Genomic DNA, 15,578 nt, shown 5'->3' on the forward strand with positions numbered 1-15,578 from the left:
CCAGCCGCGTGTACCGGCCATCACAACGAAGTGAATGCACATGACACCACTCTCACGGCGCCAATTGCTCGGCGCTGGACTCAGCTCAGCAGCGCTCGCCATGCTCACCGGGTGCGCCACACCCGGGACCACGTCGGTCAACTCCCAACCGGTGATTGCCGCTGCCGGCGGCGGCGAAAAGATCACCCTGACCTACTGGGCCTGGCTCAAGGACCTCCAGAAGGTTGCCGACGTGTGGAACGCCTCGCACCCCGACGTGCAGGTCGAGGCCGTCTGGATCCCCGGCGGAAACGACGGCGGATACCAGCAGCTCTACGCGGCGCTCGCCGCGGGCGGCGGGCCGGACATCGGACAGGTGGAACTCCGATCCATTCCCGAGTTCATGCTCGTGAACGGGCTGGTGGACCTGTCACGGTACGGAGCCGACGACCACGCGGATCTCTATGACAAGACGCTCTGGAGCCAGGTGAGTTACGTGGACGGTGTCTACGGCATCCCGCAGGACTCAGGTCCCATGGCGATGTTCTACCAGCCCGAGGTGTTTGCCAGGGTAGGTGGATCTCCGCCGTCGACCTGGGACGACTGGCTCGGGCTCGCGCGAGAGCTTCGCGGCGCTGGCGCGTACATCGACTGCTTCCCACTCGCTGACGCATCCTTCTTTGCGGCGCTGGCCACCCAGGCCGGTGCGAGCTGGCTGAGGGCCGAGGACGACGGGTGGGTGATCAACATGACCGACGAATCCACCATGCAGGTCGCGCGGTTCTTCGACGGCGCGATCGACGAGGACCTCGTTGAGAGCGGCTATGCGGCGTACTCGCCAGCCTGGTTCGCCGCAGCGGCCAATGGCGAGATGGCATCCGTCGTCACCGGCAGCTGGGGCGACGCCATCATCGAGGGCGTGAGCAACGGCGCGGGGAAATGGATGGCGGCACCCATGCCGACCTGGGGCGACTCAGGCTTCGGGTCGAGCTACCTGGGCGGCTCCACCGCGGCCGTCTTTGCCAACAGCGCCCACCCGAAGGAAGCCCTCGAGTTTGCGGTGTGGATGACCACCTCGCAGGAGGGCATCGACGCCATGATCGACAACAGCGGCATCGGCTGGTCCCCGGCACCAGACGTGATCGGCGCGAAACGGGAACAGCCATCCGAATTCTTCAGCGGCCAGCGCTACAACGAGGAAGTCTTCGTCCCCGCGACCCTCCAGCAGAACGCCGAGTGGTCGTGGTGGCCCACAACGCAGCAGACCTTCAACATCCTGAGCGACGGCTTCCGGAAGAAAGCATCGGGAACCACGCTCGTCGACTCTCTCGCGACATCCGAGAGGCTCGTGATGAAGTCCTTCGAGAACAAGGGCCTTCGTATCCGCAAGGAGGAGTCGTGACGTCGACAACCGCTCGGCCGGCAACCCGCAGCGCACCGGCAAAGCAGAGGGCGAGGGTCGCGGCAACGACCCGGGCCCCGTGGCTGCTTCTCGCGCCGTTCCTGGCCCTTTTCCTGCTCACCTTCATTCTCCCGATCCTGGTGGCGATCGGGTCGAGCTTTACGAGGGTCACGCGCAGGGGGCTGTTCGGTGAAGAGGGGGTGACCACCGAGTTCGCCTGGTTCAGCAACTACGCGCAGGCGCTCGCCGACGGCAACTTCGTCGCATCGATCGGGCGGATGCTGCTCTTCGGCATCGTGCAGGTTCCCATCATGATCGCCCTGTGCACCATTCTTGCGCTCATGCTCGAGTCGGCCTCAGCGAAGTGGCCCGGGTTCTTCCGCGCCGCCTATTTCCTGCCGTACGGCGTTCCCGGTGTGATCGCGACCATCCTGTGGTCGTTCCTCTACGTCCCCGGGCTCTCTCCGCTGTTCGACATCGCCGGACTGTTCGGCCTGACGCCCAACTTCCTCGGTGCCAGCACCGTGCTCTGGTCGATCGCGAATATCGTGACCTGGAGCTACACCGGATACAACATGCTCATCATCGTGGCTCAGCTCAAAGCGATCCCGGTCGAACTGTATGAAGCGGCAAAAGTGGACGGCGCGTCGACGCTCCGGGTCGCAACGAGCATCCAGCTCCCGCTCATTCGGCCGGCGCTGCTGCTCACCGCCGTGTTCTCCATCATCGGCACCCTGCAGCTGTTCGCGGAAGCCCAGGTGCTGCAGTCGGTCTCGCCGGCCATCGACAGCCAGTACACGCCCAACCTCAGCGCATACACGACGGCGTTCGCCTACAACGACTACAACGTCGCCGCTGCCCAGGCTGTGCTCATCGCCGTCGTGGCATTCGCACTCTCCTTTGCTTTCCTGAAGCTGACGAATCGGAAATCATCATGACCACAACGACGACACGTCAGACCGGACCGGCATCCGTTTCATCGTCAGCAACCGACGCGAACACCGCGGCGAAAAAGCGACGAACGCGTTCAAGGCGATCATCGTCGATCATCGTCACGGGGATCCTCACCGTCGTCGCGCTGTACTTCCTCATTCCGGTGTACTGGGTCGTCGTCGCTGCCACGAAGTCGACGGAGGACCTGTTCTCCACCTACGGGTTCTGGTTCGCCCCGACGTTCGCCCTGTGGGAGAACCTCGGCCAGGTGCTGAGCTACGACGGCGGTATCTTCGTGCGCTGGTTCGGCAACTCGGTGCTCTACGCCGGGGTCGGCGCGCTCCTCGCGACCTACTTTGCGGCCGCGGGAGGGTACGCGCTCGCGAAATACGAGTTCAAGGGCCGTGACCTCATCTTCGGCACCATCCTCGGAGGCGTGCTCGTGCCCGGGACGGCGACGGCACTCCCGCTCTTTCTGCTGTTCAGCCAGATGGGCATCGCCAACACCTACTGGAGCGTGCTGCTTCCGTCACTCGTTTCACCGTTCGGGCTGTTCCTGTGCCGCATCTACGCCCAGGCCACCGTCGATTCATCACTCGTCGAGGCCGCCCGCATCGACGGGACCGGCGAGATCCGGATCTTCCACACCATCGGACTGAGAATCCTCACCCCGGCGCTCGTCACGGTATTTCTGTTCCAGCTGGTCGGCATCTGGAACAACTACTTCCTGCCCCTGGTGATGCTTTCTGACTCCGATCTCTACCCGATCACCCTCGGACTCAACAGTTGGTTGAGCCAGGTCGATAGGCTGCCAGAGTTCTATGAACTCACCACCGGCGGAGTTCTGTTGTCGATCATCCCGCTCGGCATCGCCATGATCGTGTTGCAGCGCTTCTGGCGCGGCGGCCTCACCGAAGGATCAGTCAAGTCGTGACATCCAGCTCCACAGCAGACAATTTCACACTCACCTCGAAAGGCCCGGGATCCGGACGGCGATTGCCAGCACGGTCCTGGTTGAATTCGGATGCCGCGTCGCAGTCGCTGAACGGACAGTGGCGGTTCCGCCTGCTGGCAGGCACTCCGGGAACACCGGGCACCGCTGGAGTGCTGCCCGATGGCGAAGCGGACACCGACGTTGCGACCGAGGAGTTCGACGACTCGGGCTGGGACACCCTCACGGTGCCGTCACACTGGGTCCTGCAGGGCGACGGTAAGTACGGGCTGCCGATCTACACGAACGTGCAGTACCCGTTCCCGGTGGAGCCTCCGCACGTGCCGGATGACAACCCGACCGGGGACTACCGCCGCACGTTCGAGCTCGCCGAGTCCTGGAGCGACGCCGCCCGGGTGGTGCTGCGCTTCGACGGCGTCGAGTCGCACTACCGCGTCTGGGTCAACGGGGCCGAGGTCGGGGTCGGCGTCGGTTCGAGGCTGGCCCAGGAGTTCGACGTCACCCCGGTCGTACGAACGGGCACCAACCTCATCGTGGTCAGGGTCTCCCAGTGGTCGGCCGCGAGCTACCTCGAAGACCAGGACCAGTGGTGGCTGCCCGGGATCTTCCGGGACGTGACTCTTCAGGCGCGTCCGGCCGGAGGCATCGACGACGTCTGGCTGCGCGCCGCGTACGACGGCGATGCCGCCGGCACTGGCGCCGGGACCGTTTCCGCGGAGATCACCGCGTCACCCGACGCGTATCCGGTGACGCTGAGAATCCCCGCCCTCGACATCGACGTGACCTGGCCGTCGGCCGACGCCGTGGCATCCGTTTTCATCGCCGCCGTCGAACCGTGGTCGGCGGAGAGCCCCAGACTCTACGACGCAACAGTGTCCAATTCGGCCGAGACGGTGTCGCTGCGCGTCGGCTTCCGCACCGTTGAGATCGTCGGCGACCGCTTCCTCGTGAACGGGCGCCGTGTCGTGTTCCACGGCATGAACCGGCACGAAACCAACCCCGACCGCGGGCGGGTGTTCGACGAGGACTCCGCGCGCGAAGATCTCTCGCTCATGAAGCGGTTCAACGTCAATGCCATCCGAACGAGCCACTATCCGCCCCACCCGCGCCTGCTCGACCTCGCCGACGAGCTCGGGTTCTGGGTCGTGCTCGAGTGCGACCTGGAGACCCACGGGTTCGAGGCACACGGCTGGGTCGACAACCCGAGCGACGACCCGACCTGGCGAGAGGCTTACCTCGACCGGATGGAACGCACCGTCGAGCGGGACAAGAACCACCCGTCGATCGTGATGTGGTCGCTCGGCAACGAGGCGGGCACCGGACAGAACCTCGCGGCGATGGCAGCCTGGACCCACGCGCGCGACACCAGCCGACCGGTCCACTACGAGGGCGACTACACCGGGTCATACACCGACGTGTACTCCCGGATGTATTCCTCCGTGCCCGAGACCGAAACGATCGGTCGGGACGATTCGTTCAACCTGTTGCTCGGTTGCTCGGCCGCCGAATCCGCGAGACAGCGTACGAAACCGTTCCTGCTCTGTGAGTACGTGCACGCCATGGGAAACGGACCAGGCGCGATCGACCAGTACGAGGATCTCGTCGATCGGTACCCGAGGCTCCACGGCGGCTTCGTCTGGGAGTGGCGAGACCACGGGATTCGCACGCACACCGCCGACGGCACTGAGTACTTCGGCTACGGCGGTGACTTCGGCGAGGTGGTCCACGACGGCAACTTCGTCATGGACGGCATGGTGCTCTCCGACTCGACGCCCACCCCGGGGCTCTACGAATACAAGCAGGTCGTCGCGCCGATCCGGCTCGGCTTCGACGTGGACGGGAACGGCGACAGCGTCGTCGTGGTGTCGAACCTGCGCCACACGACGGATGCCGCCGACGTTCTGTTCCGGTGGACCGCGGAGCACGACGGCACGACTGTCGCGACCGGGGAGCTCGAGGTCGCTGGTGCGACAGGGCCGGCGCTCGCCGCGGGGGAGTCGGCCACCGTCGCGTTGCCCTCGGTCGAGGTGGGGACCGGCGAAACCTGGTTCACGGTCGAGGCGGTGCTCCGTGACGCGACACCCTGGGCGGAGGCCGGTCACCGGATCTCGGCGGCACAGCTCGACCTCACCCCGCACAGTTCCGCCGGCACCAGCGTGCGACCGCTGGCCTCCGTCTCTGCCGCTGCCGGTGCCGACGGCATCCCGGCGTCCCTGATCCCTGCTTCCCTGGCCCTGGGGCCGGCGGTCTTCGAGAATGGACGACTCGCCTCGCTCGCCGGCGTGCCGGTGTCGGGCCCCCGCCTCGAACTGTGGCGGGCACCGACCGACAACGATCGTGGCGACGGACGGGGCTCGTACGATCTCGCCGACCCGACACTGGCGAACGGGAACGGGACACCCGCACCGTCGTCCGCCGACGTCTGGCGTGCGGCGGGCCTCGACCGGCTCACCGCACGGGTTGAACGGGTCGACGTGGGAGCCGACGGCATCCGGATTCGGACCCGGTATTCCGCGGCCGAGCAGCGGAACGCCGTGATCGTCGAGGAGGACTGGCGCGTCGTGGACGGCCAGCTCGCCCTGCGGGCCGACATCGTGCCGAGCGCCGGCTGGAACATGGTGCTGCCGCGCATCGGACTGAGGTTCGACCTGCCCGCGAGCGTTGACCGGGCGTCCTGGTTCGGCGCTGGACCGCGCGAGTCGTACCCGGACTCGACGCGAGCGGCCCTCGTTGGCCGATACTCGGCGACACTCGACGAGCTCACTGTTCCGTACGCGATGCCGCAGGAGAGTGGACACCGGAGTGATCTTCGTGCGCTGACGCTCGGACGCGATGGCGGGGACTGGCTGCGGATCGATACGGTGCCGGATGCCAGGGGCCGGCGGATCGGCTTCACTCTTGCCGCTCACACCGCGCAGCAGGTGGACGCCGCGAACCACCGGTACGAGCTGCCCGAGAGCGAGGCCAGCTACCTCTACCTCGACGCTGCGCAGCACGGGCTCGGATCGCGGGCGTGTGGGCCCGATGTCTGGCCGGACTTCATCCTGCGGCCAGAGGCGCGGACGATCACCCTGCGGTTCACAGCCATCGAGTAGCGCAGCGCCCCGTCACCCTCTGATCGACGAAACGCCCCGCAGGACTGCAGGGCGTTTCGGTCGTAGGGGTGACGCAGCTCAGTCGTCCTGGCCGAGCGTGCCCAGGTAGAGGCCGATCACCTTGTCATCGTTCAGCAGCTCGCGACCGGTCCCGGTGTATGCGTCGGTTCCCTGGTCGAGAACGTAACCGCGGTCACAGATCTGCAGGCAGCGGCGGGCGTTCTGCTCGACCATGATGGTGGTCACACCGGCCTTGTTGATGTCGGAAACGCGGATGAACGCATCGTCCTGCCGGACGGGGGAGAGGCCGGCGCTCGGCTCGTCGAGAAGAAGCACCGCGGGGTCCATCATCAACGCCCGCGACATGGCCACCATCTGGCGCTCACCACCGGACAGTGAGCCAGCCCGCTGCTTGAGCCGCTTGCCGAGCTCACCGAAAATCCCGGTGACGAACTCGAGTCGCTCTGCGTAGATTTTGGGCTTCTGGAACAGGCCCATCTGCAGGTTCTCTTCGATGGTGAGGCTCTGGAACACGTTGTTCGTCTGCGGCACGAAGCCGACGCCACGGGCGACGAGCTTGTCGGCCTTGAGCCCGGTGATGTCGTCGCCGTTGAGGCGGATCGATCCCTCACGCACCTTGACCTGGCCGAAGATGGCCTTGAGGAGGGTCGACTTTCCGGCACCGTTGGGTCCGATGATGCCGATGAGCTCACCCTTGGACGCCGTGAGGTTGGCGCTGTTGAGGATGTTGACGCCCGGCAGGTAGCCCGCCGTCACGTTTTCCACGCTGACGACGATCTCCGGAGCGATTGTTGCTGTCACTTGGTGTCCTCGTCCCTCGTCGGCCCAGCGGCGCGCGGATGTTCGATGTCGTGCTCGACGCCGGTTTCGGCGTCGATCTCCTCGAGCAGTTCTTCGACCTCCGGTGTGATCTCACCGGCGATCCTCCCCGTGACAACTCCGAGGTCGACGTCCTGGTGTGAGCCGAGGTAGGCGTCGATGACAGCGGGGTTTTGCATCACGAGGTCTGGTGGACCTTCAGCGACGACCCTGCCCTCCGCCATCACCACGACCCAGTCGGCGATGTGGCGAACCATCTGCATGTCGTGTTCGACGAACAGCACACTCATTCCCTGGACCTTGAGGTCGAGGATGTGTTCGAGCAGCGACTGGGTCAGCGCGGGGTTCACGCCGGCCATCGGCTCGTCGAGCATGACGAGCTTGGGCTCGCTCATGAGTGCGCGGGCCATCTCGAGAAGCTTTCGCTGCCCGCCGGAGAGGCTCGCGGCGAAATCGTCCTTCTTGGTGTCGAGCTTGAACCGGGCGAGGATGTCGAGCGCTCGCTCCTCGATCTCCTCTTCCTGCTTCTGCCACAGCGGTTTGATGAGGCTCGAGAAGATCCCCTCGCCCTTCTGCTTCTGCGAGCCGAGTTTCATGTTCTCGAGCACGGTCAGCAGGCCGAGGGCCTTGGTGAGCTGGAACGTACGGACCTGGCCCATTCGTGCGACCTTGAACGCTGGAACACCGTTGAGCTGTGTTCCGTCGAACACCCAGGTCCCGGTGTCCGGCTTGTCGAAGCCGGTGAGCAGGTTGAACAGTGTCGTCTTTCCCGCCCCGTTCGGTCCGATCAGCGCCGTGATGGCGTTTCGGGGGATTTCGAGGTGTTCGACGTCGACGGCCTTGAGCCCGCCGAACTGCCTGGTCACGTTGTCGGCGATGATGATCGGGTCGACCTTCGCGACGCCGGGGACGGCGTCGCCGATGTGAAGTCCCGTGGATTTCACCGGTTTGACGGATGCTGCGTCACTACTTGACAAAGGTCAGCTCCTTCTTATTTCCGAGGATGCCCTGTGGTCGATAAATAACGATCAGCATCAGGGCGAGTCCGACGAGGATGTAGCGGACTGTTGCCGCCTGAGTCGTCGACATGAACGGCAGGATGCCGCTCGACGCGAGCTCGGGGAGGACATTCGACAGGAAGCCCATGATGACCCAGAAGATCACGGCACCCAGCAACGGCCCGAAGACCGTCGCGGCACCGCCCAGCAGGAGGATGGTCCAGATGAAGAACGTCAGGCTCGTCACGTAGACACTCGGCACGACGGCGGAGGGAAGTGCGAACACCACCCCGCCGAGGGCGCCGAACACGCCACCGACGATGAGCGCCTGCATCTTGTAGGCGAAGACGTTCTTACCGAGCGCGCGCACGGCATCCTCGTCTTCGCGGATGCCCTTGAGCACCCGTCCCCACGGGCTGCGCATGAGCAGCCAGACGAGGAGCACGGCGACGGCCAGGAGGCAGATGCCGAAGACACGTACCCACCAGCCGTTCTCGTTGTAAGTCCACGGGCCGAAGCCGTAGGTGCCCTCGGGGAAGGGGTTCGCGGCACGGAAGCCCGCGTGGTAGTTGCCGAGCCCGTCTGCCGAGTTGGTGATGTCGTCGAAGACCTGGGTGGTGAAGAGTAGTCGAACGATCTCCGCCGCCGCGATCGTGGTGATCGCGAGGTAGTCGGCGCGCAGTCTCAGTGTCGGGATACCGAGAATGAGGGCGAAGACGACGGATGCCCCACAGCCGACGAGAATTCCGGCCCACCACGGCAGCCCGAAGGTCAGGATGGAAATGGCGTACCCGTATGCGCCGAGCGCCATGAAGGCGGCCATACCGAAGTTGAGCAGTCCGCCGTATCCAAAGTGGACGGCGAGGCCGAGGGCGGCAAGCGCGTACGCGATCGTCTCGGGGCTAATCAGCCAGGAGGCGGTGTTTGAAAGAATTGATCCCCAGTCCATGGCGTCCTCCTATCCAATTCTCTCTTTGCGGCCCAGAAGTCCCTGGGGTTTCACGAGCAGGACGGCGATGAGCACGACCAGTGCACCGACGTACTTGATGTCAGACGGGATCCACAGCGTCGAGACTTCGACGAGGAGGCCGACGATGATCGCACCGATGAGTGCGCCGAACGCTGTACCGAGCCCACCGAGGACTATCGCGCCGAAGACGAGCAGCAGGATCTGCGTACCCATGTCCCACTTGATGCCCGGGCGGAAATAGGCCCAGAGGATACCCGCGAGGCCGGCGAGGGCTGCCGCGAGGATCCAGACGATCCGGATCACCCTGTCGACATCGATGCCGCTCGCTGCGGCGAGGGAGGGGTTGTCCGAGATCGCCCGAGTTGCCTTACCGGTTCGGGTCCGCAGCAACCACCAGGCGACAGCGAGAAGAACGACCGCCGAAACGGCCATGCTCACCATGTCGGTGACGGAGAGTGCGACACTGCCGAACAGTGTGATCCGCTCCTCACCGGAACCGGGCAACTGGTAGGTGCTTCCGCCGATGAAGTAGAGGAAGACGTACCTGATGAGCAGCGAGAGGCCGATGGAGACGATCATCACCTGGACGATGCCGATGCCCTTTCGCCTCAGCGGTCTCCAGAGCCCGGCGTCGAGGGTGAACCCGAAGAGCGCGCTCATCAGGACCGCAGCTGCGAGAGCGCCCCAGAGCGGCCACTGGAGGACGTTGGCGAAGACATAGGCCATCACCGCCCCGAACGTCACCATTTCACCGTGCGCGAAGTTCGACAGTCCGGTCGTTCCGAAGACCAGGGATGCCCCAACGGCAGCGAGTGCGAGCAGGAGCCCGAAGTTGAGTCCGTTGACGATTCGTTCCGCCAACTGGTCCCAGAAGCTCACTGTGACGCGGACTCCCTCGCCGAGGAAGTAGTTCACGATCTTGGAGTTTGTGAGCGCGATCTCGGCTTCGACGGCTGCGGAGCCTTCGGCGACGATCACGCCCTCCGGGAGTGTCTCCTCGACCAGGGTTACCGTGTAGGTGCCTTTCTCCGGCACCCCGATCTTCCACTTGCCGTCCGCGGCGGTGTCAACCTCTGCGTCATAGCCATTGCCTTCGACAGTGATTGTCACGCCCTCGAGCGGTTCGCTGTCGTACTTGACGTTGCCCGCGAAGTAGAAGTCATACTCCGTTCCGACCTCATCGGCCTGCGCCGGCGCCGCAGAAAACGATTGAAACGCAAGCGTCGCAAAAAGAAATCCGAGGAACAGCAACAGGGTGCGCTTGTGGCGCGGGGCGTGGGCTGAATGAGTGAGACTCACTGCACCTCCAGAACGGGACCGCCAGGTCCCTCGAGTGAAGAGACCGCCAGATCTCTTGTGGTTCTTCGCCGAACGGCTCGGTTTGACGATACGACCCGATTATGACCTACATGTTTCGTACATGGGTATTCCTCACATCAATGTCGGAAGTGCCGGGCATAATCGTTACCTTCCAGCGGTTAGCATTAAGTACCGGTGAGATGTGCGCTTGTACGCGGCATCCGTTACCTCACGACACCGGAAAACAGCGCTTCTGTGAAGGGATGCAATGGAAAACTCAGACCCATTTGGCTTCGTCGGTCTCACCTATGATGATGTCCTTCTTCTCCCCGGACACACCGACGTCATTCCAAGTGAGGCCGAGACGTTTTCCCGACTGACCAAACGCATCACTGTGGCTACGCCGCTGCTCTCGAGCGCGATGGACACGGTCACCGAGTCCCGGATGGCCGTCGCGATGGCGAGGCAGGGCGGAATCGGGATCCTGCACCGCAACCTGTCGATCGGCGACCAGGCCGCGCAGGTTGACCTCGTCAAGCGCAGTGAGTCCGGCATGATCACCAACCCCGTCACGACGACGCCGACGGCCACCGTCGCTGAGGTCGACGCCCTGTGCCGTAACTTCCGGGTATCGGGCCTCCCGGTGATCGACACCGACGGAGTGCTCGTCGGAATCATCACCAACCGCGACATGCGATTCGTCGGTGCGCAGGAGAAGGCAACGACACCGGTCAGCGCCGTCATGTCGAAGATGCCGCTCATCACCGCGCCCGTCGGCATCAGCCCCGAAGACGCGATTTCGATCCTTGCCGAGCACCGCATCGAAAAGCTTCCACTCGTCGACGCCGCCGGCAAGCTCAAGGGCCTCATCACTGTCAAGGACTTCGACAAGCGGGAGAAGTACCCGCTCGCGACGAAGGACGACTCCGGGCGCCTCCGCGTCGGTGCAGCCATCGGCTTCTTCGGTGACGCCTGGCAGCGTGCCGGTGCACTGCTCGACGCCGGTGTCGATGTACTCGTCGTCGACACCGCCAACGGCGATTCGGCCGGCGTTCTCGACATCATCCGCAAACTGAAGTCAGACAAGGCGTTTGACGGTGTCGACGTGATCGGCGGAAACGTCGCGACGCGCGACGGAGCAAAGGCGATCGCCGAAGCAGGAGCTGACGCAGTGAAGGTCGGTGTCGGGCCCGGCTCGATCTGCACCACTCGCGTCGTCGCCGGTGTCGGCGTTCCGCAGATCACCGCGGTGTACCAGGCATCGCTCGCCGCCCGCGAATACGATGTGCCGGTCATCGCCGATGGAGGCCTGCAGTACTCCGGCGACATCGCCAAGGCGCTCGTCGCCGGCGCAGACACCGTCATGCTCGGCTCGCTTCTCGCCGGCTGCGACGAGAGCCCCGGCGAACTCGTGTTCGTCAACGGCAAGCAGTTCAAGATGTACCGCGGAATGGGATCGCTCGGCGCGCTCCAGACCCGCGGCGAGAAGACCTCGTACTCCAAGGACCGGTACTTCCAGTCCGACGTTCCGAGCGACGACAAGCTCATCCCAGAGGGCATCGAGGGTCAGGTTCCGTATCGCGGGCCGCTCTCGTCCGTCGCTTACCAGCTCATCGGCGGCCTGCGCCAGTCGATGTTCTACGTCGGTGCTCGCACCATCGAAGAGCTCAAGGCGAAGGGCAAATTCGTTCGCATCACCCCGGCCGGACTCAAGGAGTCGCACCCGCACGATGTGCAGATCGTGGTCGAGGCTCCGAACTACAGCCGCTAGACCAATCCTCCGAAAACCCGCACGAGCACACAGCTCGTGCGGGTTTTTGAGTTAAGTCAGCCGCTTCGTCCAGGCATGGGTGGAGGGGGCCGACCGAGTATTTTCTCCTCAGCTCAAACAATGAGGGCAAGCGGGAGGGCGCCGGGTTGTGCGGATCATCGGCTGTGTCTTCCTGCCCTCCCGCTTGCCCTCATAACTCGGCACCCCGAAAACACTCGGTCGGCCCCCGAGTTCGCTCTGCTTCTCGGTTCCGCGCGCCGAGGAGAAAATACTCTGTCGGCCCAAAGACTCCCACCGCAGTTGCCAGCCCGGCTGCCGCGAGCGACCTGGAAGCTCGAACGGTAGGCTTGGGGACGTGAGTATGGAAACTGAGATCGGCGCTTCCAAGCGCGCACGCCGTGCATATGCCTTCGACGACATCGCGGTGGTACCGTCGCGTCGAACGAGAGACCCCGAAGACGTCTCCGTCGGCTGGTCGATCGACGCATACTCCTTCGACATTCCGTTCCTCGCCGCGCCCATGGACTCGGTCGTCTCACCCGCGACCGCGATCATGATGGGCAAGCTCGGCGGAGTCGGCGTACTCGACCTCGAGGGCCTGTGGACCCGATACGAGGACCCCGAGCCGCTGCTCGCTGAAATCCGTGGGCTGAGCGACGAGCTTTCGACGGCGCGCATGCAGGAGATCTACTCCGAGCCGATCAAGCCCGAACTCGTCACGGCCCGGCTTGCCGAGATCCGTGCGGCAGGCGTCACCGTTGCCGGCGCGTTGTCGCCGCAGCGCACGCAGGAGCTCTACCAGACGGTGGTCGCCGCTGGCGTCGACCTCTTCGTCATCCGCGGCACAACCGTGTCTGCCGAGCACGTCTCCCGCAACCAGGAACCGCTCAACCTCAAGGAGTTCATCTACGAACTCGACGTCCCCGTGATCGTCGGTGGCGCTGCGACCTACACGGCTGCGCTTCACCTCATGCGCACCGGTGCGGCCGGCGTCCTCGTCGGATTCGGCGGGGGAGCCGCGTCAACCACCCGCGCGACCCTCGGCATCCACGCCCCAATGGCCACAGCCGTCGCGGACATCGCCGGCGCCCGGCGTGACTACATGGACGAGTCCGGTGGCCGCTACGTGCACGTCATCGCCGACGGCGGTCTTGGCACCGCCGGCGACATCGTCAAGGCTGTCGCGTGTGGTGCGGATGCCGTCATGCTCGGTACAACCCTCGCTCGGGCAACCGATGCACCCGGTGGCGGTTACCACTGGGGCACAGAGGCGTACCACTCCGAGCTCCCTCGCGGCCGACGCGTCGAAGTCGGCCAGATCGGTACCCTCGAGCAAGTCCTCTACGGACCGGCATCCGTCGCAGACGGCAAGGCCAACCTCGTCGGCGCGCTTCGCCGGTCGATGGCGACCACCGGGTACTCCGACCTCAAGGAGTTCCAGCGGGTCGAGGTCGTTCTCGCCCCGTACCGCACGAACTAAGGCCCCGCACCGCCCGCATAGAGTGGGGCGTCAGCCGCGGATCCTGCGGACCACGTTGGTGTTCGCGAGGTCGATGAGTTCCTCACCACGGCCGGACAGTACTGTGCGGATCGCGTAGAGCGTGAAGCCCTTCGCCTGCTCGGCGGTGATCGATGGCGGCAGGGAGAGTTCCTGCCGCGCGGTCACCACGTCGATCAGTGCCGGTCCGTCGTGCGCGAACGCTGCGCTGAGCGCGGCGGCCAGGTCATTCGGCCTCTCGACGCGCTGGCCGTGGATGCCCATCGCGTTCGCGACGTCGGCGAAGTTCGGGTTCACGAGTCCCGTGCCGTAATTCACGAGGCCCGCCGCTTTCATTTCGAGCTCGACGAAATTGAGCGACGAGTTGTTGAAGACGACGATCTTGACGGGCAATCGATTCTGGGCCAGGCTCACGAGTTCCCCGAGCAGCATCGTGAGGCCGCCGTCGCCCGCGAGCGCGACGACCTGGCGCCCGGGATGGGACGCCTGTGCGCCGATCGACTGTGAGAGAGCGTTGGCCATCGTGCCGTGGGTGAACGAACCGATCAGGCGGCGCCTGCCGTTCATGGTGAGGTAGCGGCAGGCCCAGACCACGGGTGAACCAACATCCGGGATGAACACAGCGTCGTCGTTCGCCGTCTCGTCGACCAGTCTGGCGAGGTACTGCGGATGAATCGGTGCCCGATTGCTGTCGTTGGTCGCGAGGTCATCCAGGCCCTTTCGCGCCTTCCGGTAGTGCTTGAGGGACGACTCGAGGTGGTCGCGGTTCGTCTTGTGCTGGACAAGACTCTCCAGGGCGCGAGCCGTCTCGCGAACCGTGCCGACGAGGCCGAGATCCAGCGGCGTTCGCCTGCCGAGCTGCTCTCCCCGCACGTCGACCTGAATTTTTACGGCCTTCTCGGGGTAGAACTGCTGGTACGGAAAGTCGGTGCCGAGCATGAGCAGGGCATCGCAGCTCTCCATCGCACGGTATCCCGAACTGAATCCGAGTAGTCCGGTCATGCCGACATCGAACGGGTTGTCGTACTCGATGTGTTCCTTGCCCCTCAGGGCATGCACGATCGGTGCTCCGAGCGCGCGGGCGAGCGCAACGACCTCGACGTGTGCTCCTGCGGCGCCCGCGCCGGCGAGAATGGTCACCCGTGGCGCGGCATCCAGCAGTCGAACAGCCTCAGCGAGTCCGTCCGCGTCCGGGAGAACCGTGCTGTGGGTCGGCCGGATCGATACGGTTCTCGGCGCTTCAGCCTTCTGCTGGAGGATGTCACCGGGAATGACGACAACGGCAACACCCCTCTTCTCGATCGCCGTCCGCATCGCGATCTCGAGGATGCGGGGCATCTGCGCCGCTGAACTCACGAGCTCGCAGTACACGCTGCACTCCCGGAAGAGTTCCTCGGGGTGGGTCTCCTGGAAGTACGAGCTGCCGATCTCGGTGCTCGGGAGGTGGGTGGCAAGAGCGAGCACGGGAACCCGCGACCGTTGGGCGTCGAACAGCCCGTTGATGAGATGCAGGTTTCCCGGGCCGGCACTGGCGGCACACACCGCCAGCTGCCCGGTGAGCCCCGCCTCGGCGGACGCGGCGAGAGCCGCGGCTTCTTCGTGCCGGACAAGCACCCAGTCGATCGAGCCGTCAGCGCGGAGAGCCTCCGTGAATCCGTTGACCGAGTCTCCTGGGATGCCGTACACCCGCTTTATCCCGCTCGCCACGAGCGTGTCGACGATGTTCGCTGCGATCGTTGCCATGATCCCTCGGTTCTTCAGACTCGTACGTTCTCAGGCCGGTGCGTTCTCGTGTGGTGCGTGCTCGTCGAGTCCAGCACACGCGGCCATGATTGTTAAGG

11 protein-coding genes are annotated in these 15,578 nt (G+C 64.8%); 6 read left to right on the forward strand and 5 right to left on the reverse strand.

The features are described from left to right. Positions 1-40: 40 nt before the first annotated feature. The 4 genes from AC1C2M_RS00635 to AC1C2M_RS00650 are packed head-to-tail and all read left to right on the forward strand — an operon-like array spanning position 41 to position 6,361. A complete protein-coding gene (locus AC1C2M_RS00635; protein ID WP_495434911.1) occupies positions 41-1,381 on the forward strand; it encodes an ABC transporter substrate-binding protein in 1,341 nt (446 codons plus the stop codon). After that, positions 1,378-2,319 carry a carbohydrate ABC transporter permease gene (locus tag AC1C2M_RS00640; protein ID WP_483404852.1) on the forward strand — a complete coding sequence of 314 codons (942 nt, stop codon included), beginning with the start codon at positions 1,378-1,380 and terminating at the stop codon, positions 2,317-2,319. The genes AC1C2M_RS00635 and AC1C2M_RS00640 overlap by 4 nt, the downstream gene beginning before the upstream one ends. Next, entirely contained in the window at positions 2,316-3,248 is a 933-nt protein-coding gene (locus AC1C2M_RS00645) for a carbohydrate ABC transporter permease (protein ID WP_495434912.1), read from the forward strand. Before AC1C2M_RS00640 ends, AC1C2M_RS00645 begins: the two co-directional genes overlap by 4 nt. Further along, positions 3,245-6,361, forward strand: coding sequence for a glycoside hydrolase family 2 TIM barrel-domain containing protein (locus AC1C2M_RS00650; RefSeq protein ID WP_495434913.1), 3,117 nt, complete (start codon positions 3,245-3,247; stop codon positions 6,359-6,361). Before AC1C2M_RS00645 ends, AC1C2M_RS00650 begins: the two co-directional genes overlap by 4 nt. Positions 6,362-6,439: 78 nt before the next feature. On the opposite strand, the gene AC1C2M_RS00655 is transcribed toward AC1C2M_RS00650, so the two are convergent. Genes AC1C2M_RS00655 through AC1C2M_RS00670 form a run of 4 tightly spaced genes read right to left on the reverse strand, consistent with a single transcriptional unit; the run spans position 6,440 to position 10,468 of the window. Then, complete coding sequence (locus AC1C2M_RS00655) at positions 6,440-7,183, reverse strand: ABC transporter ATP-binding protein (RefSeq protein WP_495434914.1); 744 nt, start codon at positions 7,181-7,183, stop codon at positions 6,440-6,442. Next, positions 7,180-8,178 carry an ABC transporter ATP-binding protein gene (locus tag AC1C2M_RS00660; RefSeq protein WP_483404849.1) on the reverse strand — a complete coding sequence of 333 codons (999 nt, stop codon included), beginning with the start codon at positions 8,176-8,178 and terminating at the stop codon, positions 7,180-7,182. Before AC1C2M_RS00660 ends, AC1C2M_RS00655 begins: the two co-directional genes overlap by 4 nt. Next, positions 8,168-9,148: a branched-chain amino acid ABC transporter permease gene (locus AC1C2M_RS00665; RefSeq protein WP_495434915.1), complete on the reverse strand. Its 981-nt coding sequence runs from the start codon at positions 9,146-9,148 to the stop codon at positions 8,168-8,170. The genes AC1C2M_RS00660 and AC1C2M_RS00665 overlap by 11 nt, the downstream gene beginning before the upstream one ends. 9 nt (positions 9,149-9,157) lie before the next feature. Continuing rightward, positions 9,158-10,468, reverse strand: coding sequence for a branched-chain amino acid ABC transporter permease (locus AC1C2M_RS00670; RefSeq protein ID WP_416046392.1), 1,311 nt, complete (start codon positions 10,466-10,468; stop codon positions 9,158-9,160). 268 nt (positions 10,469-10,736) lie between these two features. Here AC1C2M_RS00670 and guaB point away from each other — a divergent pair, with 268 nt between their 5' ends. Together guaB and AC1C2M_RS00680 are read left to right on the forward strand one after the other, a co-directional pair. Then, positions 10,737-12,239: an IMP dehydrogenase gene (gene guaB / locus AC1C2M_RS00675; protein ID WP_483404847.1), complete on the forward strand. Its 1,503-nt coding sequence runs from the start codon at positions 10,737-10,739 to the stop codon at positions 12,237-12,239. A gap of 361 nt (positions 12,240-12,600) precedes the next feature. Beyond that, complete coding sequence (locus AC1C2M_RS00680) at positions 12,601-13,719, forward strand: GuaB3 family IMP dehydrogenase-related protein (RefSeq protein WP_483404986.1); 1,119 nt, start codon at positions 12,601-12,603, stop codon at positions 13,717-13,719. Positions 13,720-13,749: 30 nt separating this feature from the next. On the opposite strand, the gene poxB is transcribed toward AC1C2M_RS00680, so the two are convergent. Then, positions 13,750-15,480 (reverse strand): ubiquinone-dependent pyruvate dehydrogenase, encoded by a 1,731-nt coding sequence (gene poxB / locus AC1C2M_RS00685; protein ID WP_495434916.1) that lies wholly within the window; start codon positions 15,478-15,480, stop codon positions 13,750-13,752. Positions 15,481-15,578: the final 98 nt, after the last annotated feature.

This window comes from Mycetocola sp. Y444 (genome assembly GCF_059445295.1).

Excerpts from the sequence above, each read along its gene's own strand:
- poxB (WP_495434916.1), bottom strand. The coding sequence starts at position 15,480 with ATGGCAACGATCGCAGCGAACATCGTCGACACGCTCGTGGCGAGCGGG.
- AC1C2M_RS00635 (WP_495434911.1), top strand. The coding sequence starts at position 41 with ATGACACCACTCTCACGGCGCCAATTGCTCGGCGCTGGACTCAGCTCA.
- AC1C2M_RS00665 (WP_495434915.1), bottom strand. The coding sequence starts at position 9,148 with ATGGACTGGGGATCAATTCTTTCAAACACCGCCTCCTGGCTGATTAGC.
- AC1C2M_RS00680 (WP_483404986.1), top strand. The coding sequence starts at position 12,601 with ATGGAAACTGAGATCGGCGCTTCCAAGCGCGCACGCCGTGCATATGCC.
- guaB (WP_483404847.1), top strand. The coding sequence starts at position 10,737 with ATGGAAAACTCAGACCCATTTGGCTTCGTCGGTCTCACCTATGATGAT.
- AC1C2M_RS00645 (WP_495434912.1), top strand. The coding sequence starts at position 2,316 with ATGACCACAACGACGACACGTCAGACCGGACCGGCATCCGTTTCATCG.